The organism is Luteibacter sp. dw_328 (assembly GCF_018449605.1).
In the GTDB taxonomy this organism is placed as follows: Bacteria; Pseudomonadota; Gammaproteobacteria; order Xanthomonadales; family Rhodanobacteraceae; genus Luteibacter.
The window spans coordinates 217256-238407 of sequence record NZ_JAAVUW010000007.1 but is presented as its reverse complement, the minus strand read 5'-3'; the positions used below and the strand labels follow the sequence as shown (position 1 = coordinate 238407).

General features: G+C 65.5%; 16 protein-coding genes and 1 pseudogene. 8 read left to right on the top strand and 9 right to left on the bottom strand.

Translation table 11 applies throughout. The annotated features are described in order from the left end of the window. Positions 1-2: 2 nt before the first annotated feature. The gene (locus HB634_RS17900; RefSeq protein ID WP_082879014.1) at positions 3-839 is read right to left on the bottom strand and encodes a DUF2167 domain-containing protein; all 837 of its coding nucleotides are present in this window, start codon (positions 837-839) and stop codon (positions 3-5) included. A gap of 214 nt (positions 840-1053) precedes the next feature. Here HB634_RS17900 and HB634_RS17895 point away from each other — a divergent pair, with 214 nt between their 5' ends. Then, positions 1054-1860 (top strand): plasmid replication/partition related protein, encoded by an 807-nt coding sequence (locus tag HB634_RS17895; protein ID WP_213949575.1) that lies wholly within the window; start codon positions 1054-1056, stop codon positions 1858-1860. A 104-nt stretch (positions 1861-1964) separates the two neighbouring features. Continuing rightward, positions 1965-2462: a hypothetical protein gene (locus HB634_RS17890; RefSeq protein ID WP_213949574.1), complete on the top strand. Its 498-nt coding sequence runs from the start codon at positions 1965-1967 to the stop codon at positions 2460-2462. 2 nt (positions 2463-2464) lie between these two features. Here the strand turns inward: HB634_RS17890 and HB634_RS17885 are convergent, their stop codons facing one another. Then, entirely contained in the window at positions 2465-3307 is an 843-nt protein-coding gene (locus tag HB634_RS17885; RefSeq protein ID WP_213949573.1) for a hypothetical protein, read from the bottom strand. Then, positions 3300-4190, bottom strand: coding sequence for a LysR family transcriptional regulator (locus tag HB634_RS17880; RefSeq protein ID WP_063573880.1), 891 nt, complete (start codon positions 4188-4190; stop codon positions 3300-3302). Before HB634_RS17880 ends, HB634_RS17885 begins: the two co-directional genes overlap by 8 nt. 98 nt (positions 4191-4288) lie before the next feature. Here HB634_RS17880 and HB634_RS17875 point away from each other — a divergent pair, with 98 nt between their 5' ends. Next, positions 4289-5062, top strand: coding sequence for a glucose 1-dehydrogenase (locus tag HB634_RS17875; RefSeq protein WP_213949572.1), 774 nt, complete (start codon positions 4289-4291; stop codon positions 5060-5062). An 18-nt stretch (positions 5063-5080) separates the two neighbouring features. On the opposite strand, the gene HB634_RS17870 is transcribed toward HB634_RS17875, so the two are convergent. From HB634_RS17870 to xth, 4 genes and pseudogenes are all read right to left on the bottom strand, one after another. Then, positions 5081-8092, bottom strand: a complete 3012-nt coding sequence (locus HB634_RS17870; RefSeq protein ID WP_213949571.1) for a sensor histidine kinase — start codon at positions 8090-8092, stop codon at positions 5081-5083. A 66-nt stretch (positions 8093-8158) separates the two neighbouring features. Further along, complete coding sequence (locus tag HB634_RS17865) at positions 8159-9016, bottom strand: alpha/beta fold hydrolase (protein ID WP_213949570.1); 858 nt, start codon at positions 9014-9016, stop codon at positions 8159-8161. Further along, a complete protein-coding gene (locus HB634_RS17860) occupies positions 9013-11187 on the bottom strand; it encodes an ATP-binding protein (RefSeq protein ID WP_213949569.1) in 2175 nt (724 codons plus the stop codon). Before HB634_RS17860 ends, HB634_RS17865 begins: the two co-directional genes overlap by 4 nt. 173 nt (positions 11188-11360) lie before the next feature. Next, positions 11361-12125, bottom strand: a pseudogene (xth, locus tag HB634_RS17855) (exodeoxyribonuclease III); the annotation flags it as partial. 475 nt (positions 12126-12600) lie between these two features. On the opposite strand from xth, the gene HB634_RS17850 reads away from it, so the two are divergent. Further along, a complete protein-coding gene (locus HB634_RS17850; protein WP_213949567.1) occupies positions 12601-15645 on the top strand; it encodes a TonB-dependent receptor in 3045 nt (1014 codons plus the stop codon). 173 nt (positions 15646-15818) lie between these two features. Here the strand turns inward: HB634_RS17850 and HB634_RS17845 are convergent, their stop codons facing one another. Continuing rightward, a complete protein-coding gene (locus HB634_RS17845; RefSeq protein WP_063573013.1) occupies positions 15819-16211 on the bottom strand; it encodes a hypothetical protein in 393 nt (130 codons plus the stop codon). A 185-nt stretch (positions 16212-16396) separates the two neighbouring features. Between HB634_RS17845 and HB634_RS17840 the strand changes: the two genes are divergently transcribed. Next, a complete protein-coding gene (locus tag HB634_RS17840; RefSeq protein ID WP_213949566.1) occupies positions 16397-17173 on the top strand; it encodes a ferredoxin--NADP reductase in 777 nt (258 codons plus the stop codon). Positions 17174-17294: 121 nt separating this feature from the next. On the opposite strand, the gene HB634_RS17835 is transcribed toward HB634_RS17840, so the two are convergent. Next, on the bottom strand, positions 17295-17957 hold the full coding sequence (locus HB634_RS17835) for a serine/threonine protein kinase (RefSeq protein ID WP_213949565.1): 663 nt from the start codon (positions 17955-17957) through the stop codon (positions 17295-17297). 83 nt (positions 17958-18040) lie between these two features. Between HB634_RS17835 and HB634_RS17830 the strand changes: the two genes are divergently transcribed. The 3 genes from HB634_RS17830 (at position 18041) to HB634_RS17820 (ending at position 21138) form a co-directional block, all read left to right on the top strand. Then, the gene (locus HB634_RS17830; protein ID WP_213949564.1) at positions 18041-18811 is read left to right on the top strand and encodes a DUF3298 and DUF4163 domain-containing protein; all 771 of its coding nucleotides are present in this window, start codon (positions 18041-18043) and stop codon (positions 18809-18811) included. Continuing rightward, positions 18811-19293 carry a DUF456 domain-containing protein gene (locus HB634_RS17825; RefSeq protein ID WP_213949563.1) on the top strand — a complete coding sequence of 161 codons (483 nt, stop codon included), beginning with the start codon at positions 18811-18813 and terminating at the stop codon, positions 19291-19293. The genes HB634_RS17830 and HB634_RS17825 overlap by 1 nt, the downstream gene beginning before the upstream one ends. A 72-nt stretch (positions 19294-19365) precedes the next feature. Further along, positions 19366-21138, top strand: a complete 1773-nt coding sequence (locus tag HB634_RS17820; protein WP_063572043.1) for a DUF885 domain-containing protein — start codon at positions 19366-19368, stop codon at positions 21136-21138. The last annotated feature ends 14 nt before the right edge of the window (positions 21139-21152 follow it).

Here is a 21152-nt window from a genome sequence, read left to right as displayed (position 1 = left end):
GCCTATTTCGCCTTGCGGGTGAACAAGCGCTTGATCGCCCCGCTCACTGCGGCAAAGCCGATCAGGATGAATTTCCACGCCGCAGCGAGGAACGTGCCGATGATCGCGAAGAAACCCTTCTTCGCGGCGACGGCGGCAACGCCACCGGTAATCAGCGCCGCAAGACCGTATTCGGCGACCTTGTCGCCACTATGGAAATCGGTGTACGCCTGGCCCGGTGCGAATGTGAAGCCACCCATCGTGCCCTTGAACTGATCGACGGCCGTGGTGAGCGCATTCGGGTCGGCGACGAGGACGACGTTCATCACGCCACCGCGTCCGAGAATACGCGTGTTGTAGTTCACCACTTCGGCCTGCGACTTGTCTTCGCGCGCAACGAACGACCAGGCGAGGGACTTCAGCTCGTTGTCGTACTTCGGTGGATTCTTCCAGCCAATGACAGTGAGCGTGTCCCAGCCGCGCGAACGGCGTTCCTTGTTGCTCTGCTCGGTACCCTCGCGGACATTCTTCAGGATGTCGTCGGCATCGAGCTTTTCGTCGTCCTTCACATACCCGACATCCTCGTAGGTAAAGAAGGCGATCCACGCCTTGTTGTCCGGGGCAAGCGTATACCTGTCGGCCTGGTGCGGCGGGTTATGCATCAACTCGTTGAGCCGCCTGGTGCCTTCCGGGTCGAGGAAGGCATAGCCCTTGGGTACGTCCAGCGTCGCTTGCGATCCGACCTGCACCTTGGCGGGGCCGAACTTCCAGGGCAGCTCCGATACCGGAGAAGCCTGCGCGACGAGTACCACCAACGACAGCGCGAGCGCGGCTGCCAACTTCCTTGCAAATCCAGTCATCGTGTTCTTCCCAAACCGTGCGCCGAGCGCAAGCGCGATCAGACGCGCGCCGTGGCGCGTATCCGGTGTCCTTCATGGGTCGTGGAAGCCCCTGTCACGACAGTTATAAGTTTGCAACAAAAGCCGGCCGGAGGGAATCGGACGCACCGAAGCCCCTGCCCCCTCCGGGGGCTTCCGGTAGAATGGAGGGTTGTGGTTTACAGGGCAGCTCCTCATGCACATCGTCGTCAACGAAGAACTCAAGGCTTACATCGACCCGCTGACACCCGACGAGTACGAGTCGCTGGAGCGCAGTCTGCTCGCCGAGGGCTGCCGCGACGCGCTGGTGCTCTGGGGCGACACCCTGGTCGACGGCCACAACCGCTACGGCATCTGCCGCAAGCACGACATTCCCTTCCAGACCGTACAGAACGAACGTTTCCGCTCGATCGACGATGTCCACCTGTGGATGATCGAGCAACACCTGGGCCGGCGCAGCGTGTCGGACTTCCAGCGCGGCGTGCTCGCGCTGCGCAAGCGCGAGATCCTCGCCGAGCGCCGGGCGCAGCTGGCCGAGTCGGACGTGCCCTTCGACACCACCGATGCGCAGCCGGCCGCCCCCAAGCCGCCCAAGACCGCACCGGCCGATAGCCGCAAGGACATCGCCCGCGAGGCGCGGATCAGCAGCACCCAGGTCGGCATGATCGAGAAGATCCGCAAGGAAGCTGCCCCCGAGGTGGTCGCCGCAGTGAAGTCCGGCGCCCTCTCGATCAGCGCGGCCGCTGCGGTGGCCAGTCTGCCTGAGGACGAGCAGCGCGCGGCCGCCACCGGAGGCGACGATGAGCTGAAGCAGGCCGCCAAGCGGGTGCGTGAGTCCAAACGGAAGCCCCGGGAGAAGCCCTCGGACGATGTCATGGCCTTGCGCGAGCAGGTGGCCGACCTGGAAGCCGAGAATCGCAACCTTCGCCGCGAGATCGATGCCCTGCGCGCCCGCCTGGGCGAAAGCGTGCCCGAGGACGCCGACGAAGCGCTCGCGGAGTAAGGTGAACCGTGCCGGCCGGGAACTCCGACCGGCATCCGGCGATCAAAGGCCGGTACACCGGACGCGCTCTCGAGCGTTCGAGAGTCTGTCCCCGGAGCGCTCCCATGAAAGCCATCATCGTCCTCGCCGCCCTCTCCCTCGCCGCCACGTCCACATGGGCGCAGGACACCAGCAAGCCCCTGAACCTGCGACTGCCCGCCGACTATGTGCCCGCACCGGCCAGCAGCACGGCAGCCGCCCCTGCGGCGGCCAGCAGCGTTGCCGGCACCGCACCGAAGAACGGCGGCAGCGTGGCGGTCACCCCCACCCGCCCGAAAGACCCCCCGGGTGCCTACTACGGCGACACCAGCGGCCGCATGGCCAACACCGAGACCGACAGTGGCGTGCCGCGCTGCGACGACGCCACCTATAACAAGCCTCAGGTCCACGGCAGCCTCACCACTGGCGTGGTCAGCGCCAGCCATGGCGGCAGCGGCAGCTACCAGGGCGGCGCGGTCAGCCTCAGCCAGGCCTTCGGTAGTTGCGAGCACCCGACCGGCGGCGTCAGCATCTCCGTCGGCGGCATGAACAACAACTTCGGGGGCGGTCGCGGGCGCTGGTAAGCCTAGGGCCGGGAACGAAACACCACGATGCGATCCGTCGCCGACGGATCGGGATCGTCGCAATAGAGCCAGGGCATCCGCGCGAACGTGCGCGCACAGGGCCCGAGCGCCACAACCCGAACCGGCCGCCGGGCTGCCTCAGCTTCGATCCTTGCCAGCACGTCACGCAGCACGGTGCCAAGGAAGGGAGTGAACAGGTAGAACACGTCGACGCCGGCAAGATCCACCTCCCGGGCGTCCGCCGCGATGAACGTCACCTCGGCCAGGGCCAAGGCTGAGGCCGCCCTGGTGGCGCAGTCCACGTACACGACCTCACGCTCCACGCCGCGCGTACGCGCGCCGGTGAGCAAGTGGACCAGCATCGGAACGTGACCGAGCCCCGAACCCAGGTCGAGCACCACATCGCCAGCGGAGATGCGCGCTCGCCGGATACCGTCCACGATGTGTCGCGCCGGACTCGGCTGGTAGCGCACCATCTCGGGCGGGAGTGACGCGCTATCGATCTCAGGCTCGTCGATGGCCAATAGATCGGCAAGCAACGCGTCCAGCGCGTCGTAGTGCTGGCCCGGCAACACTTCCGTCCTGATCCAGGGCGACAAGGCAGCGCCACCTTCGCCACGACGAACGCGCTCGCGCAGATCGTCGTAGAACACGCTATCGATCGCCTCCATCGCCTCGATCAGGCGCTCCGCGCTGTCGCGCGAATCGCCCGGCTCCACGCCCACCAGGTAGAGGTCGAGACGATCCATCGCATCGGCGCGGCTAAAGAAGGCTTCCGGCTCGCGCCAGCGCCGATCCGCCGCAAGCTCGGCGATCAACAAGGACAGCGGCGTCTCGTCACCCATGCTGCCCCAGGCCCTGCGCGAGATACTCGATAAAAGCACGTGCCGCGGCGGTCGCGGCACGTCCGGCGGGAAACACCGCATAAAGGCGCGAGGGAGAGAGCGCCCAGTCCCGTAGCAACGGCACCAGTTGGCCGGCGTCCAGCTCGTTGCGACACCCCCAGTATCCTGTCGACACGACACCGAGCCCGGCGACCGCGGCAGCGACCGCGCCTTCGTTCGAGGTCACGGTGAGTTGGCTCTCCACCGTCACGGCAACCGTACGGCCGTCCTTTTCGAACGTCCAGGCGCCCGCTGTGGTTCCCGGCGGACCAAGCACGATGCGATGCGCGCGGAGATCGTCGGGGTGCGTCAGCTCACCAGCCTGCGCCAGATACGAAGGCGCAGCGGCGAGAAGCCGGGGATTCGACCCGACCACCCGGGCCACGGCAGAGGAATCGGCCAGGACACCGAAGCGAAGCGCCACGTCGATGCCTTCACGCAGCAGATCCTGTCGCTGGTCCTCGACGCGCAGTTCGATGCGGAGCGCCGGGTGCGCACTGATGAAAGCGGGCAACCGTGGCACGACTTCCCGTGACGCCAGGCTGGTCGGCAGCGCGACACGGAGCAGGCCACGCAGGGCGCCCGTGCCGCGCGCCGCTTCATCGGCTTCGTCGAGACCTGCAAGAAGTATCTCGATGCGAGCGAGATAATCCGCTCCCGCATCGGTCAGCACCACGGCGCGCGTGGAACGCGTGAAAAGAGCAACACCGACGTCCGCCTCGAGCGCGGCGATCGCCCGCGAGGCGGACGGCTGCGAAAGCCCAAGCTCGCGGCCCGCACGCGAAAAACTCCGGGTCCGAGCCACACGGACGAAAAGACGGAGCGCAGCGAGACGGTCACTCATGTCGCCCACGTATAAGAATAAGTCGTCTGGACATACTACACGCGACTGAGCGCATGAATCACAGTAGCGCCATCCTTTCCATCCCAGAGATAATTCCCATGAATGCTCAGGTCAAATCCGCTTCCCAGCCCCGCCTCGCCGGCAAAGTCGCCCTCGTCACCGGCGCGTCCAAAGGCATCGGCGCCGCCATCGCTCGTGAACTCGCCGCCCAGGGCGCGTCCGTCGTCGTCAACTACGCGTCGAGCAAAGCGGACGGCGAGCGCGTGGTCGCCGAGATCAAGGCCGCTGGTGGTGAAGCCGTCGCCGTCGGCGCAAGCGTCGCCACCGAAGAAGGCATCGAGGCACTGTTTGAAGGTGTTCGCACCGCTTACGGCCGTCTCGACATCCTGGTGAACAACGCCGGTGTCTACACTTTCGGACCGCTCGAAGGCGTCACTCGCGCCGACATCGCCAGGATGTTCGACGTCAATGTCGGCGGCCTGATCATGGCTAGCCAGGCGGCACTCAAGCTGTTCCCGGCAGAAGGCGGCAACATCGTCAACGTCGGTTCGGTAGTCGGCGAGATGGCCCAGCCTAACTCGGTAGTCTACGCGGGGACCAAGGGCGCGCTGAACACGATCACGCGCGTGCTGGCGAAGGAGCTCGGTGCGCGGAATATTCGCGTCAACGCGGTGAATCCCGGCGCGACGGCTACCGAAGGCTTCAACAGCATGGAAGGCAGCGCGGATTTCGAGAAGATGGTGATCGGCACGACGCCGCTCGGCCGCCTTGGCCAGCCGAATGATGTCGCCACGGTCGTTGCGTTTCTCGCGTCGGAGGACTCGCAGTGGGTTACCGGCTCCCTGGTCGACGCGGCCGGCGGTTGGCGCTGAATCACCGGCGGGAGCGCGCTAGCCGCGTTTCCGCCACCAACGGCGCCACCATCCGGCCCGCGAAGGAAACACGCGGTTCATCGCCGCACGCACGATGACCTCGGTCCCGCCTTCCACGCGCGACGCAAACGCCGCGGTTCCGCCAATGGCGTGAGCGCGCTCCTGGATCCCGCGCAGGCCCCAGTGGCCCGCGCGACCGCCACCGCGGAGGACGGCATCATCGATACCCCGGCCGTCGTCGCGAATGCTCATCACCAGCTCGGCACCCTCCGTTTCGATGACCACGTCGATACGCGATGCCTCGGCGTGGGCGATCGCGTTATGCACGGCCTCCCGCGCGATGCCATAGAGTTCGTCACGCGCCAGCGGATCCATGTCACGCATGTCGATCGACGCTTCCACCAACACAGGTACGGTGTGTTCCGTGCGGAAGACACGCGCCAGCTCGACAAGCGCGACATCCAGGGAGAACGACTCGCCAGCGTGGCCGCGCAGGTCACGCACGCGATCGCGTGCTTCCACGAGGGCCTCTTCAGCGCGATCCAGTGCCCCCTCCATCGCGATCCGCAACGGTTGCTCATCGGGCACGCGATTGGCGATGGCCTGAAAACGCATCGTCAAGCCCTGGATACTCTGCAGCAGGGTGTCGTGCAACTCGCGGGCGATGCGTTCGCGCTCGGCGTGGCGCTCGTGCAGACGGGCACGTAGCTGCGCTTCCATCCGACGCATACGCAGGTAGAAGGCGAGCCAAAGCGCGGCGAACGCGATCAACAGGCAGATGACGACGAACCAGGTCGTCTGGAAGAACGTCGGCGCGACGACGATCGTGATCGAGGCGCCCTCCTCGTTCCACACGCCGTCCTCGTTGGCCGCAGTGACGCGGAACCGATAGCTGCCCGGCGGCGGGTCCGTATACACCGCCTCGCGCTCTGTCCCCGCATCACGCCAACGCGTGTCGATACCCTCCATGCGGTAACGGAAGCGTACGCGCTCGGGCATGGAAAGACTGGTCGCCGTATAGCTGATGCGCAGGCGCTCCGTGTGCGCGGGAAGATCCACCGTGGCAGCCACAGGCCAGGTTCCCGCATCCGTGGTAACGGAGCGAATCGACACGGGCGGGGGCAAGGGATTGCGCGACACGTTGGCCGGATCGATCGAAACGACGCCACTGGTGGTGGCGAACCACAGGCGCCCGTCGTCGGCGACCACCGCCGTAGGCAACGGACGGAACTGGGCCGGCGTGCCGGGAAGGCCGTCCAGCGAATCGAACAGGCTGACCGGCGGACGGTACGACGGATCCTGCAACGCGCGCGCCATGTGAGCGGCGGCGATGCGCGCCACACCCTGCGCAGTGTTCGCCCAGAAGTCGCCGCGCGCATCGCGAACCAGACCCGAGACGCCGCGCAACGGTTCCCCCAGCGTGGACACCGTTCGTGCCTGCCTGCCGACGACCACGCCGATACCGAGTTCGCCGCCCAACCACACCGCGTCGCGATCCTCGAGCAGGGCCGTGACGTTGCCGACGGCCAGGCCATCCGATGGCCCCAGCACCATATCGTGCCCCGATTCGCGAATGACGACGGTGTTGCGGGCGAAGGCCATCCACAGGCGCCCGTGCGAATCGTTCATGAGGACCAACGGAGCCGGATCGTTGGCGATGGTCGGCATCGGGTCGTGCACCCATTTGCCCTCGGTGAAGTGATAGATGCCCGGCCGGTTGATCGACAGCCACGCACCACCCTTGCCGTCACCCACGATGGCCTGCACACCGGTGTAATCCTCGGCGGGCAGCGGTGCGAATCGGTCGGGAACGCCGTCCTTCAGGCGCCACACCCCTTGCGGCCCGCCCAGCCAGGTCCCTTCGCGATCGCGCGATGCCGCCGTAATCGCTTCGGGAAAATCGCCCGGATCCACTCTGGTGGCGTCTACACGCGTCAACGGGCGATTCTTCGTACCGACCCAGACACCGTGGCCTTGCGCGGCCACCAGTGCGAAGTCCGTCGCTCCCGGCGACAGCGGCGCGGGAAGAAGACGGCTGACGCGAAAACGGTCGAGCCCTCGACTGCCGCCGACCCAGATGTTGCCCTCACGATCCTGGATGACCGCCGTGAGATAGTCGGAGCTGAGCCCGTCGCGCTCGACGAACCGCTGTGCCGCCGTGCCGCTCGCCTCGATCTGTTCGCGCGGCAGGTCGACGACGCGCGGCACGCGACGAATGCCGTCGCCGAGCGTGGGCATCCACAGGGCGCCATCGCGATCGAACAACAGGCCCGCCGATGAGAGATTAAGGCTCGGGCCATGGTCTTCCGGCAATGACGCGCTGACCCAGGCCGGTCGCACGCCGCCATCGGCCTCCGCGACCCAGATCGAGCCGTCCGGCGCTTCAGCGATGCGATTGATCCGACCGACCGAACGCGTCGCCAGCTCGAAACGCGTGCCGCCCCGGGGCAGCCAGGCGAGCGCCTGGTCGGTGGCGACCCAGAGGCGTCCTTCGCGGTCGACCGACAGGTTGCGCGCACGATTACCGGGTAAACCCATCGACGCGCCGACGAGGGACCAGTGTTGCCCGTCGAGACGCGCAAGGCCATTGAATGTCGCTGCCCAGATGCGCCCGTCCGGCGTGCCGCCGATAGCGTAGATGGTGGCCGTGGGCAATCCTGAGGACGCGGCGTAGTGGGTCGCGCGGTCGCCTTCGATGAAACTGGCCACGCCATAGCGAAACCCGACCCACAGCCCACCGGAGGGTGGCGCGTAAAGGGACGCGACGGTGGAGGCAAGGAAGTCGCCGCCTTCGCGCGGCCGGTAACGCTCGAAGGTCACACCGTCGAAGCGGTAGAGACCCGTCTGGGTGCCCAGCCAGAGATAGCCATCGCTGGTCTGCGCCAGCGCCGTGACCTGGCCAGGCGCGCCTTCGCGGACGGTCCAGGCCGTGTGATAGAACTGGTCGATCGCGCGATCGCGACTGTCGGCCGCGCGAACACCGGGCACGGCGAGGCTCCAGCCGACGACCAGCCATAACCACACAGCCACCCCGCGAGCCAAGCGCACCCGTTCACCCCCACACCCTTCAAGGGCCAAAGATAACGCGTGGCAGCTTCACTGCGTTAGACCGACGTCGCGCAGGAAGGCCAGCGAATCGGCGAGGACACGCGCCGCCGCCGGCGAGCGTTCGGGTGACGCAAGCACATGCGCTGCATGATCGTAAGCCACCGTCCGACGTTGTGACGCCGGCGTACCCAGCCAGCCAAACGCAAGCCGCATGGCGCTCACCGAGTTAAGCGTGTCGCGATCTCCCTCGCCGCCATCCCACATGCCGAAGAAGACGGGGCAGACGACGTCCTGCAGGACTTCCGGTCGCATGCGCTCGATAAACAGACGGGCGATGGCCCGGTAGCCGTCGGTATGCACCATCGACGACCAGTAGCGCCGCTGAAATGGGGTGCGCTCCCCGGGGGGTGCCACGGATCCCTGAAGCGTCACTGCGGCACGCAGTTGCGCGGGATCGTGGACACGAATGCCGGGCGACCAGGCAACAACACCCGCCACGACATCCGGCCGGCTCGCTGCCAGGTCCAGTGCCAGCGAGCCGCCCATGGACGTACCGACGAGAAGTACGCGCTCGCCCAGCTGGAGACCGATGTCCAGCGCATGCCGGACGTCGGCACGCCAGCGCTCCGGCGACGCACCGGCCATGGCGTCCGGCGCATCGCTGCCGTGATCGCGCAGGCGGGCCAGGTAGAGGTGAGCGCCCACGGCCTGGGCGATCTCACGGTGGGCCGGCGCCCCTTCGCCCTGGCTCGCCGTGAACCCGTGAAGGTAGACGACGGCGAGTGGACGCCGACCATGCGGCGCTTCGCCATGAAAAACGATGCGTGCCTCGTTATCGGGTTTGATCGCCATCGCCGCCAACTCGCCCTGCCCGACCTCGCGCGCCAGGCCGTCGAGTTCGGTCACGCGCCGGCGTCCGCGGCGGTGCGTGCACCCTGGCGTTGGGCATCGATAAAACGATGCACCGAACGACCGAGGGCATCCAGCTCGACCACGGCGGCGCGCATGTCGCCGCCGGCATCGATCAGCACGGAGAGATCGTCGCAGACCCTCGATGCGCCGGGCACGCCGAGGTTGCCCAACACGTTGCGCAGGGCATGGATGCACTCCGCGGCCGTGGCGATATCACGCGAGAGCACCGCGTTGCGCAAGGTTTCGAGATGGGTCTCCGCCGCTTGCGAACACAGGTCGATGAAGCCGATGTATTCCTCGACGCTGGTAAGCGCGCGCATCTCATTCAGCGGCGTAGCCACCGCACCACGCTCCGTCGGCTCGTCCAGCAGCGGCTGTTGCCAACCGCGCGCGGTTTCTTCCATGCGCCGCTCGGCCGCGATGGACTCGATCACGTCAAGGAGGCGCTGCGCGGCAATCGGCTTGGTCAGGTAAGCCCGTGCGCCAGCCTTGAAGGCGATGCGCACCGCGTCGTGGCTGGAATCGGCGCTGAGCATGACGATGGGCGGCACGCTTGCGGTGCGCCGGATCACGTCGATACGGCCGAGCACGTCCCAGCCGGAACTCCCGGGCATGTGCAGGTCCATGAAGATCAGGTCGAAACCGTCAGCACGCAGGCACGCCAGCGCCTCATCGCCGTTCGCACTGAAGACCGCCCGGTGCCCCGCGCGCTCGAGGATACGCCCGACGATCTCACGATTGGCCGCGTTGTCGTCCACCACCAGGCAACGTTGCGATTCCACGCGCGCACGGTGCTCGTCGAGCAGCTCGACCAGCGGGGTGTCCGCCACGCTGCGCGCGCCCGCGGCGGCACGCGGCAGCGGGAAGCGCCAGGTAAAGACTGCCCCTCCCATCGGGTTGTCGGTGACATCGAGGCCACCCTGCATCTGCTCGGAGACATTGCGCACGATATACAGCCCCAGGCCAACGCCCTCCTGCCGCCTGCTCTCGCCGGCGCTGAGCTGATGAAACGGGTCGAAGATGCGTTGCTTGTCGGCATCGGCGATGCCGATGCCCGTGTCCGAAACACTGCAGGTGATCGTAGGGTCGCGGCCACCGACGCCCTCATGGAGCTCCACGTGCACGTTCACCGAACCACCCGGCGGCGTGAACTTCAGGGCGTTGGACGCCAGGTTGGAGAGCACCTGCTCGATGCGCCCCGGATCGCCATTGAAGACACCCTCCACCGACGCGTCGCGGGCGAGGCTGAAAGCAATGCGCTTTTCTGCGGCGAGGGGGCGGCAAACCGCGCCCACCGTCGCCAGTACTTCGTCGAAGGAGAACGCCTGGTGGCGTAGCGTGAAACTGCCACCGGCGAACGAGGCCACGTCGAGCACCGCGTTGACGCGATGCAGGAGGGCGTTGGCATTGGTCGACAACAAGGCGACAAGGCGGCGCTGGTCGTCGCTCATCACCGCGGTGTCGATCAGGGAGGCCGAGTGGATCACCGTGCTCAAGGGCGTCCGCATCTCATGGCTCATCATGGAGATGAAGCGATGCTGGGCCTCCCGTGACGCAATGGCCTCGGCCGATACCTCGCGCAGCGCGTCCATCATCCGGTACAGCGTCATGGGCAGGACGATGACCAGGGCCAACGCGTAGAGCGCATAGGCGGGCCGGCCGATCCAGTAACCGTCCGGCGCGCTGACAAGAAGAATCGCCACCGAGGCGACAACGCCGCCGGCGAAAGCCCGTCGGCTATACCGCACGCCGACCGCGACCGAGAGGAACGGCAGGACGGCGGTCACCGTGATCACCAGCATGAAGGCCGACTTGAGCAACAACGCGACCATGGCGAAGTTGGCCACGCTGCCTATCACGTCGACGGTGCCGCTCTGCCCTTCCTGACGCGCACGGATGAAAAGCATCCACAGCGTGCTCACCGCGAACAGGGCAAGCGCGACGGGGAAGGCACGATGGGCTTCCAGCGCCATCGTCGTGGGGCCGTGCAACCAGGCGGCGGTCCAGATGACCACGAAGCCGAGGATGACCGTGCGCATGAGCGATACGCGGTACTCGCGGAAGCTCGCCACGATCCGGTCGATGCGGGGATTGCGCAGCCGTTCGGCAACCTCGCTCAGCATTACCGGCTCGGGGCGATTCACGCTGCCGCCATCGATCTTCATTACCGCCCGGTCCGCCCCCTCCCCTGATAGCTGCCTAGTCTAGGACTTGGGCGGGTGGTGGCAAGTGCGGGTTGCAGGGAGCGGGCATGCGTAAACGCTTACATTGGCGTTTGGGCGCGAATTAACCGATTTCAGCCAGCGCGGGGGCCGGGTTTCGCCCGTTTCGTTGCCGCCAGCTCGACCCACGTAGGGGCATGGTCACTGGCCTTGGGCAGGTCACGCACCCAGCGGTCCACATTGGCGTCCTTCAACCGGGCGGCTAGATCCTTCGACAGGAGCAGGTGGTCGATGCGCAGGCCCCGGTCACGGGGCCAGTGCTGGCGAAAATAGTCCCAGAAGGTGTAGATGCGCTCGTCGGGGTGCCTCTGGCGCAGGGCGTCGGTCCAGCCCTGGGCCAGGAGGCGGGCATAGGCCTCCCTGCTCTCCGGCTGGAGCAGGGCATCGCGGCGCCAGCCCTTGGGGTCGTAGATATCCTCGTCCGTGGGCACGACGTTGTAGTCACCCGCCAATACCACAGGGTGACCACTTTTCATCAAGGCCGAAGCGTGGCGCAGGAAGCGTTCGAACCACGCCAGCTTGTAGTCGAACTTCGGGCCTGGCTGCGGGTTTCCGTTGGGCAGATAGAGGCAGCCCACCAGCACCCCATGCGCCGCCGCCTCGAGGTATCGGCTCTGCGTGTCCTTCGGGTCGCCGGGCAAGCCGCGCCGGCTCTCGACCGGGTCCACCCCCTTCGCCAGGATAGCCACCCCGTTCCAGGAGGTCTGGCCCGCCCAGAGGGCGCCGTAGCCGGCGTCGTTGATCGCGTCGACCGGAAAGGCCGCGTCCGCCGACTTCAGCTCCTGCAGGCAGGCAACATCCGGCGCCTCCCGCTCCAGCCAGGCGAGCAGATGGTCGAGGCGCGAGCGGATCCCGTTGACGTTGAAGGTGGCGATCTTCATGGGGCGCAATGTCGGGCACCCCCGGTCGACGCCCGGTGACGGCGGCGCTCGACTTTTCTGGCACGGGATTTGCCACGATCCAAGACCGAGGACATTTTGTGAAGGTGAATTACCAAACCACCGGTTTTTTTCGGTTTTCTTTACGGGCCTCGAAGAGCCGCCCCGCCTTGGTTCCATGCCATGCCCTGTAAGTACAAAAAACCACCCAAATACCCATAGTTACACCGTTTTCTGCTGCGCCGCGCCATTCCATTTAGACGGCTGGACGGCCATCCAAACGCCCGTTCGAAGCTCTGGACATCTCGAGGCGCCTGCTGTAAACCGTCAGACCAGTTCATTTGGATCGAGACAAATGAACGTTTCAGCGATGGAGTGCGGGGAGGGGTCTTCGGGGCTCCGTTCACGGCGATAGGCGGGGGCCCGTCGCCGCGGTCCCGTGCTGCCGTCATTTCGGGGCAAACATTTCGGGGAAGGCATGAAAAACCAGTTTCTTTTTCGCAGGAGCGCACTCGCACTGGCGGTATGTACCTGCCTGGGCGGCGTTTCGAGCGTCTATGCGCAGTCCACTACCGGCAGCCTCAACGGCAGCGTTCCGACCGGCGGCAATGAGACCGTCGTGGTCGAAAGCGGGACAGGCTTCCGCCGCGAGTTCGCCGTGGACGCACGCGGCCGCTACGCCGCCAACCAGCTCCCGCTGGGCACCTATACGGTGACCCTCATGCGTGACGGCGCCGTTGCCGATTCACGCAAGGACGTCACGCTTCGCGTCGGCGCCAGCACCGATGTCTCCTTCAATGCGCCGGCGGCACAAGGTTCCGCGACGCAAACCGACGCGACCAGCCTCGCTGGCGTGACCGTAAGCGGTACCGTCCTGCCGAGCATCGACGTCACCTCGGTCGACTCGCGCACTGTCATCACCTCCGAGCAGCTCGCCAAGCTGCCCTTGGGTCGCAGCGCGGAAGCCATCGCGCAGCTCGCTCCTGGCGTCGTCAACAACGGCGGCGGCTTCAAGAGCGACAACGGTAATTCGGTCGTCAGCTTCGGCGGTGCCGCCGCCAATGAGAACGCGTACTACATCAACGGTTTCAACACCACCGATCCGCTCAATGCCATGGGTGGCCTGCAGCTGCCCTATGGCGCGATCGACCAACAGGAGGCTTACACGGGCGGCTACAGCGCCCAGTACGGCCGTTCCGACGGTGGCGTGATCAGCCAGGTCGGCAAGCGCGGTACGAACGAATGGCACTTCGGCGCTCAGGTGCTCTGGGAGCCGGAGTGGGCGCGTGCCTCGGGCCCGAACCTGCATTACACCAACACGCCTGCCTCGGCCCCGGCAGGTGACATGTACCAGCCGAAGAGCCAGGACACGCAGTGGACCACGACCACCAGCATTTACGCCGGTGGCCCGCTGATCAAGGACAAGTTGTTCTTCTTCGTCGCCGGCGAATTCGAGAAGGAGAGCCAGCGCAACGTCAACGAAGTCGGCAACACCACGCCCGCGTCTGACAACACTTACAAGAACCCGCGCTGGTACAGCAAGCTCGACTGGAACATCACCGACAGCAACATCCTCGAACTCACCAGCGTCGGCGACAAGCGCGAGGGCTCGGGTACGCGTTACAAATACGATTACGCGAACCTTGCGCGCACGACGACCATCGGTCCGGTAGACAATACGAAGACCGGCGGCGACCTGTGGGTGGCCAAGTACACCGGCTACATCACCGACAATCTCACCGTGAGCGCTACCTACGGCAAGATGTCGAGCAAGAACTACGACCAGGCCGGCGATTACGACCCGACCCTCGCACGCGTGGATAGCTCGACTCAGCAGAATCCCGCGCTGAACGGTGGCAAGCCCATCCAGAACAGCCAGGTCGCTGACATCAGCTTGCCGGGCCGTGGCAACAAGACCAACAACCTGCGTTTCGATGTCGCCTACACCGCCGGCGATCACACGATCTCCGTCGGTATCGACAACGTGAAGTCGCAGATCCTGGACTTCGGCACCAACAGCCCCGGTCCGGGCTATACCTGGACGTATGGCGTGCAGAAGGACCCAACCGTCGCCATCGACAACACACCGGGCCAGAACTTCGTGCCGGCGCCGGCCCTGTTCCCGAATGGCCAGAGCGGTTACTGGGTGAACAAGGCCGTCGTCGCGAACGCGGTGAACGTGCGCTCCGACCAGAAGGCGCAGTACATCGAAGACAAATGGCAGGTCAGCGATCGCTGGCTGGTCTCCATTGGCCTGCGCAACGACCAGTTCACCGACTACAACCAGAATGGCGAGGCCTTCATCAAGCAGACCTCACCACAGTGGGCTCCGCGCCTGGGTGCCGCGTGGGACGTCAACGGTGACGGCAGCTTCAAGGTCTACGCCAACGCGGGCCGTTATTACCTCGGCCTGCCCCTCAACCCCGCTACCGGCGCTGCCGCTGGCTACACGGCAACCCAGCAGTACTTCACGTACTCCGGCATCGACCCGGTGACCGGTGCGCCGACGGGTCTCACGCAGTTCAGCAATGTCGTATCCGGCAACAACTCGTACGGTATTGCTCCCGACCCGCGCACGGTTGCCGGCAAGGGCCTGAAGGCCGAGAACCAGGACGAGTACATCGTAGGCTTCGACAAGACGCTCACCGAGAACTGGACTTACGGCGCCAAGCTGACGGTCCGCAAGCTGAACTCGGTCATCGACGACTTCTGCGATATTGGCCTGGTAACCGACAAGGCTGCTGCGCTCGGCTATTCCGTGGGTTCGACCAACAGCTGCTACCTGGTGAACGGCGGACAGGCCAACACCTTCACCATTCTCGATAAGAGCGGGAATGCGCAGGAAGTGCCGCTCAGCCGTGAAGAGATGGGGATGCCGAAGCCGAAGCGTCGCTACTACGCTGCGGAGCTTTACATGACGCATGAGTTCGACGGCGTCTGGTACGGCAAGTTCGACTATGTGTTCTCGCGCTCGTACGGCGATACCGAAGGCCAGTCACGCACCGATACGCGTCAGAACGGTGCCGCCGGCAGCGTCGACTGGGACAACCAGTACGTCATGGCCAATTCCAATGGCGAGCTCGGCAACGACCATCCCCATGTGTTCAAGGCCTACGGCTACTGGCAGATCGCTCCTGAGTGGCAGGCGTCAGGCAACTTCACGGCCGCCAGTGGCGGCCCGCAGAATTGCCTCGGCTACTATGGCGACGGCGTCACCGACCCGGATCCGGCGCACTACGGCAGCTCGTACCACTCGTGCGATGGCAAGCCGTCGCCTCCGGGTTCCGCGGGTCGTCTGCCCTGGACCTTCCAGCTGGATCTCGGCGTCACGTACCGTCCGGAGTGGGCGGCGTCGAAGCTGGCGTTCTCTGCGAATGTGTTCAACGTGCTGAACGAGCAGCGTGCGACGTTCCGTTACCCGACCGAGTACAGCTCGCCGGGTACGCCGCATCCGATCTACGGCGTTGCACTGATCACCCAGGACCCGCGTTACGCGCGCCTGGCTGTGTCATACGACTTCTAAGAACGCTGAAACCCTTTTACATCCCTGTGTAACTCTTGCGCCCCCTTCGGAAACCGGCTCCTCCCCAGCCGGTTTCCGAAGTCGGGCGCTCTTTTTTTGAAAGGAAATGTGGGAGCCGCTTCAGCGGCGAAAAGCCAACGGAGCGGGGACGCCGTGCGCCTTTTCGGCGCGAGCTAGCGAACCTCACCCGAAGCAGCCACCACCATTTCGATGTAACCAAGGATCTCCGCCACGCTGAGCTCGAAGACCCCCGCATCGCCATTGTCATAGGCCTGGCGCCAGACAGCGTAGCCACTCTCCCAGGCCCTATCCTCGTCGGATGCCGTGGTCAGCTCGCGCAGGCTCTTGTCCAGCGTGGTGCGCAGCACCGCCGCGTGGTGCATCGCAGGCTGGGCGCCGCCCGGCACCCGGTGGTTGCGCAGCTTCACGCCGAGGATGGAGATGTGGAACACCTCCCCGTCGTCCGGCTCGATGCCCACCTTTCGGATGACAACGCGCGAGCCTTCCTCACCGGGGCGGTGGTCGTAGGTCCAGACCTGGCCCTCGGCGTAGTCGGGCTTCGTCATCGGTAGCACCTTGTTCCAGCGGGGATTTGCATCTTAAAGGTTGGGTCCCCCCGAGGATATGGATTATCCTTGACAGAACGACGCGCGAGGCAGCGCGGCCCCGAGGGCCGCTTCCCCAGCTGATCCCCGGCTTCCGCGCACGGTGCGGCGGTTCCGTCACTACGACTTCGAGGTTCGAACAGACCATGGTGGCATTGGCGACCGAGCACGTCATCGACGTGCACCACTGGAACGACACGCTTTTCAGCTTCCGCACCACACGCGATCCCGGTTTTCGCTTCGAAAGCGGGCATTTCGTGATGATCGGCCTGGAAGTGGAAGGCCGCCCGCTGATGCGGGCGTACTCGATCGCCAGTGCGCATTACGAAGAGCACCTGGAATTCTTCAGCATCAAGGTGCAGGACGGCCCGTTAACCTCCCGGCTGCAGCACCTGAAGCCCGGCGACCCGATCATCGTCAGCCGCAAGCCCACCGGCACGCTGGTCCTGAACGACCTCAAGCCGGGCAAGCGGCTGTACCTGTTGGGCACGGGCACGGGCCTGGCGCCCTTCCTCTCGATCATCCGCGACCCGGAAACCTACGAGCGCTTCGACACCATCGTGCTCGCGCACGGCGTTCGCCACGTGAACGACCTGGCTTACTCGGAATACATCGAGAAGGTGCTGCCCGAGCACGAGTATCTGGGCCCACTGGTGCGCGAGAAGCTCCTCTACTACCCCACGGTCACGCGTGAAGAGTTCCGCAACCGGGGTCGCATCACGGATGCGATTGCCGATGGCGAGATGGCACGGAGTCTTGGCCTGCCGCAGATCAATCCTGCCGAAGACCGCGTGATGCTCTGCGGCAGTCCTTCGATGCTGGACGATATCTGCGTGCTGCTGGACGGCGAGGGTTTTCAGGCGTCGCCGCGTACGCGGGAGCCGGGGGACTATGTGATCGAGCGGGCGTTTGTGGAGAAGTAAGCTGGCCCGCTGCCGCGGGATCGCCGCTGAAGCGGCTCCCACATGGCCTGATCTACATGACCTGATCTACATGGCCTGATCTGCATGGCCCGATCTACATGGCCTGATCTACATGGCCCGATCAGCGGCGGATGCGGCCCTGGCCCTCGTTGTCCCAGTAGCCGAAGATGCGCCGTGCGATGAGCTTGTAGAGGCGTTTCCCGGTGGCGCGCCAGAGCCGTGAGTGGGGCGCTGGCGCCGAGAGGATCGCCCGCTGCCGGGCGGAAAGACGGTCTGGCGCATAGGTTCGTTTGTGCTTGAGCAGGTGGCGCAGGTCTTCTCGCGCCAGCAGGCGGAACAGGCGGCCACGGCGGCCGCGGGTCCACGCTATCTGGAAGTCCACCAGGCCAGGCGAGCCGTCTTCGCGAACCAGCCAGTTCGGTTCCTTGGCCAGGTCGTTATGAACGATGCCGCGCCGGTGCAGCCTCGCGAGCAGGCGCAGGGCGTCACGGTAATACGCCGGATCCAGCGGTTTTCCCACCTGCATCGGTTCGCCAGCCATGTAGCTGCGCTCGAGCACGCGCCCGTTCCACGCCAGCAGTCGCGGAACACCATCCATGCCGTCGAGACGGCCCAGCGCGCGCGCTTCACGCGCAGCGGCCCGGCGGGCAAACCCGCGCGCCCACCAGCGCGCCGCGGCAATGTCGCGACGAATCAACAGCACGCCATGGCGCTCGACACGCTCGATGCGGCCGAGCTCGTCGGCTTTGAGGAGGGTGACGGTTTCTGTCGTCGCGTCGTGCACGCTTTTCCTTCGGTTCGTTGACGCTTCCTGCGCTGCGGGAGGGCTACGCTAAGATGCGAGCCTTGCAGGGAGGAATTGCCGACATGCTGGTGCGACACATCCTGTCGCTGGTCTTTGCCACGGTCGGCCTTGCAGCCTGCCGCGGCGGAACGGACCGGACGAACGGCGGGGACTCGCCGCCGCCCGCACGGGCGAGCGTCGACAAGGATACCGAATCCGGCCAGGAGGGCCTGTATACGATGGAATTGTCCCTTCCCGACCTGCCTCCGAAGGCCGAGCCGCTGCGCGCGACCATCGAGCGCTACGTGGGTCGGCAGAAACGCGCCTTCATGGACAGCCTGGAGGCCCCCGGCGCGCGTGAACGCGCGCGGGAGCTGCCCTGGGACCTGAACCTGGATATCGCGATCGCCTCGCGTACGGACCGCTTCATCAACGTGCAGGTCGACGGCTCCGCCTTCACCGGAGCGGCGCATCCGGCAGCCATCGTGGACAGTTTCACCTACGATGTCGAAGCCCGTCGTGTCGTCGGCCTTCGCGAACTGTTCGCCGATCCGCATGCCGCCGAGAAGGCTTTTGCCGCCGAGGCGCGCCGCCAGCTGCTTACCGCCCTGGACGACCAGGACGAGCCCCTTGCGTCGGACAGTCAGCAGATCGATGCCGGTACGGAACCGGGCAAGGATCACTTTCGCGTGTTCAGCCTTCTGACGGGGCCGGACAACAAGGTGCACGGCCTGACCTTCATCTTCCCGCCCTACCAGGTGGCCTCGTACGCCGCCGGCCCGCAGGCCGTGGACGTGCCCAGCGACGCCTTTTCGGCCTACCTGAAACCAGAATATCGCGGGGCATTTCGTTGATGGACCTCTTCCTCTACGTGCTCGCCACCGTCCTGATCATCGGAGGCCTGGCGGGCGCCATCCTGCCCGTCCTGCCCGGTGTCCCGATGATCTTCGGCGGTATCTGGCTGGCCGCCGCGGTCGACGAGTACAACCACCTCGGCTGGGGATGGCTGGTGGCGATCGGCGCGGTCGCGGTACTCGGCATCGCGGTGGATTTCATTTCCGGTTCCCTCGGTGCAAAGAAAATCGGCGCCAGTCCGCGTGCGCTCTGGGGCGCGGGTATCGGAACCACCATCGGCATGTTCTTCGGTCTTCCCGGGCTTCTCATCGGCCCTTTCGCGGGGGCGGTGATCGGCGAGCTGTGGTCGGGCAAGAGCATCCTTCGCTCGGCCCATGTCGGCGTCAGCACCTGGTTCGGCATGCTGCTTGGCGTCGTTGCCAAGGTCGTGCTTTCGTTTCTGATGATCGGCATGGCCGGCCTCGCCCTCCTCTTCAGCTGACCGGCCATTCGGCACATTGGCCGGACCCGGGCACAGCGGCTAGTCTCGGCGGATCATCACGGGGAGACACCCATGTTCCGACGACTGACCCTCGCCGCCGCCATCACGCTCACCATCGGCGCCGCCCATGCGCAGGACACCAAGCCGGCCGACTGGATCGCGCGCAGCAACGCGGACGCCCAGACCCTGCTCGACATCACGGCACGCTTCAGCCCGGAAACGGCAACCGATATCGGGGTGAAGGGCTACGATGAAAAAACGGCAGACCTGGGCCCCGACGCCGACAAGCGACAGCGCGAGGCGCTCGTCGCCGCGCGCGCGAAGTACGCGCAACGCCTTGCGGACGAAAAGGATCCCAACGTCCATCAGGACCTGCAGATCCTGCTCAAGCAGATCGACGGCAGCATCAAGGGCATCGACCTCAACGACAAATACCTGCTGCCCTGGTACGACGCGGGCCAGATCGTCTTCAGTGGCGAGTTCTCGTTGCTCAACCAACAGAGCACGCCGGAACAAAACCAGGCCGCCCTCGGCCGCCTGAAGTGCTATGTCGGCATGGCCCCCGGTTGCACGCCGCTGGTCGACGAGGCGCGTGCGCGCACCAACGAGAAGATAGGCGATAAAGCGTTGCTCGGGCCCGTGAAGGCCGACGTGGAACAGAAGCTCGGCAACACGCAGCGCTATGTGGATGGCATCCGCAAACTCTTCGCCGAGAAGAAAGTCGCGGGCAGCGAGGAGGCCATGGCGAAGCTGGACAAGCAACTGAAGGATTACAACGCCTGGGTAACCAAGACCGTGCTACCGCACGCGCGCACGGACTTCCACCTGCCCGAGCCGCTGTATACCTACAACCTCGAACAGGTCGGCCTTGACATCGCGCCGCGTGACCTGATCGGTCGTGCGCAGCTGGAGTTCATGGAAACGACCTATGCGTTGCAGGCGCTCGCGCCCGTCGTCGCAAAGGCCGAGGGGCTACCCAATGGCGACTATCGCGAGGTGCTCAAGGGGCTGAAGAAAAAGCAGCTCGCCAAGGACAAGGTGGAGCCCACCTATCACGAGGTCCTGCTGAAGATTGAAGACACGATCCGCAAGCAACGCATCGTCGAGCTGCCGCAGCGGCAGATGGCCATGCGTGTTGCGTCCGAAGCGGAGAACGCGCGCACGCCCGCGCCGCACATGGATCCCCCGCCCTTTGTCGGCAACACCGGTCAACGTGGCACCTTCGTCCTCACCACGGGTAACCCGCCCACCAGTGGCGAGAAGACGCAGATGTACGACGACTTCACCTTCGAAGCCGCGGCGTGGACGTTGACGGCACACGAGGGTCGGCCCGGTCACGAGCTGCAATTTGCCGCCATGGTCGAGCAGGGCGTGTCGCTCACGCGCAGCCTGTTCGCCTTCAATAGCGTGAACGTGGAAGGCTGGGCGCTCTATTCCGAAATGGAAATGATGCCGTACGAGCCGCCGGCAGGTCAGTTCGTCGCGCTGCAGTTCCGCTTGCTGCGTGCGGCGCGCGCCTTCCTCGATCCGATGCTCAACCTGGGGTTGATCGATCGCGATCGCGCGCACGACATCCTCGTCAACGACGTGGGCCTGTCCGAGCCCCTGGCACGCCAGGAACTCGATCGCTACACGCTGAACAGCCCCGGTCAGGCTACGGCCTACTTCTACGGCTACACACGCATTCTGCAACTACGCGCGGAAACGCAGATCCGGCTGGGCAAGAAGTTCGATCGCAAGGCCTTCAACGATTTCCTGATCGCCCAGGGCCTGCTCCCGCCGGACCTGCTGGCCGAAGCGGTGCGTACACGCTTCGTTCCGGAACAGGAAAAGAAAGGCGGCTAGCCGGCGACGCGCCG

Excerpts from the sequence above, each read along its gene's own strand:
- HB634_RS17900 (WP_082879014.1), bottom strand. The coding sequence starts at position 839 with ATGACTGGATTTGCAAGGAAGTTGGCAGCCGCGCTCGCGCTGTCGTTG.
- HB634_RS17885 (WP_213949573.1), bottom strand. The coding sequence starts at position 3,307 with ATGGGTGACGAGACGCCGCTGTCCTTGTTGATCGCCGAGCTTGCGGCG.
- HB634_RS17880 (WP_063573880.1), bottom strand. The coding sequence starts at position 4,190 with ATGAGTGACCGTCTCGCTGCGCTCCGTCTTTTCGTCCGTGTGGCTCGG.
- HB634_RS17830 (WP_213949564.1), top strand. The coding sequence starts at position 18,041 with ATGCTGGTGCGACACATCCTGTCGCTGGTCTTTGCCACGGTCGGCCTT.
- HB634_RS17825 (WP_213949563.1), top strand. The coding sequence starts at position 18,811 with ATGGACCTCTTCCTCTACGTGCTCGCCACCGTCCTGATCATCGGAGGC.
- HB634_RS17860 (WP_213949569.1), bottom strand. The coding sequence starts at position 11,187 with ATGAAGATCGATGGCGGCAGCGTGAATCGCCCCGAGCCGGTAATGCTG.
- HB634_RS17850 (WP_213949567.1), top strand. The coding sequence starts at position 12,601 with ATGAAAAACCAGTTTCTTTTTCGCAGGAGCGCACTCGCACTGGCGGTA.
- HB634_RS17820 (WP_063572043.1), top strand. The coding sequence starts at position 19,366 with ATGTTCCGACGACTGACCCTCGCCGCCGCCATCACGCTCACCATCGGC.
- HB634_RS17890 (WP_213949574.1), top strand. The coding sequence starts at position 1,965 with ATGAAAGCCATCATCGTCCTCGCCGCCCTCTCCCTCGCCGCCACGTCC.
- HB634_RS17895 (WP_213949575.1), top strand. The coding sequence starts at position 1,054 with ATGCACATCGTCGTCAACGAAGAACTCAAGGCTTACATCGACCCGCTG.
- HB634_RS17840 (WP_213949566.1), top strand. The coding sequence starts at position 16,397 with ATGGTGGCATTGGCGACCGAGCACGTCATCGACGTGCACCACTGGAAC.
- HB634_RS17845 (WP_063573013.1), bottom strand. The coding sequence starts at position 16,211 with ATGACGAAGCCCGACTACGCCGAGGGCCAGGTCTGGACCTACGACCAC.
- HB634_RS17875 (WP_213949572.1), top strand. The coding sequence starts at position 4,289 with ATGAATGCTCAGGTCAAATCCGCTTCCCAGCCCCGCCTCGCCGGCAAA.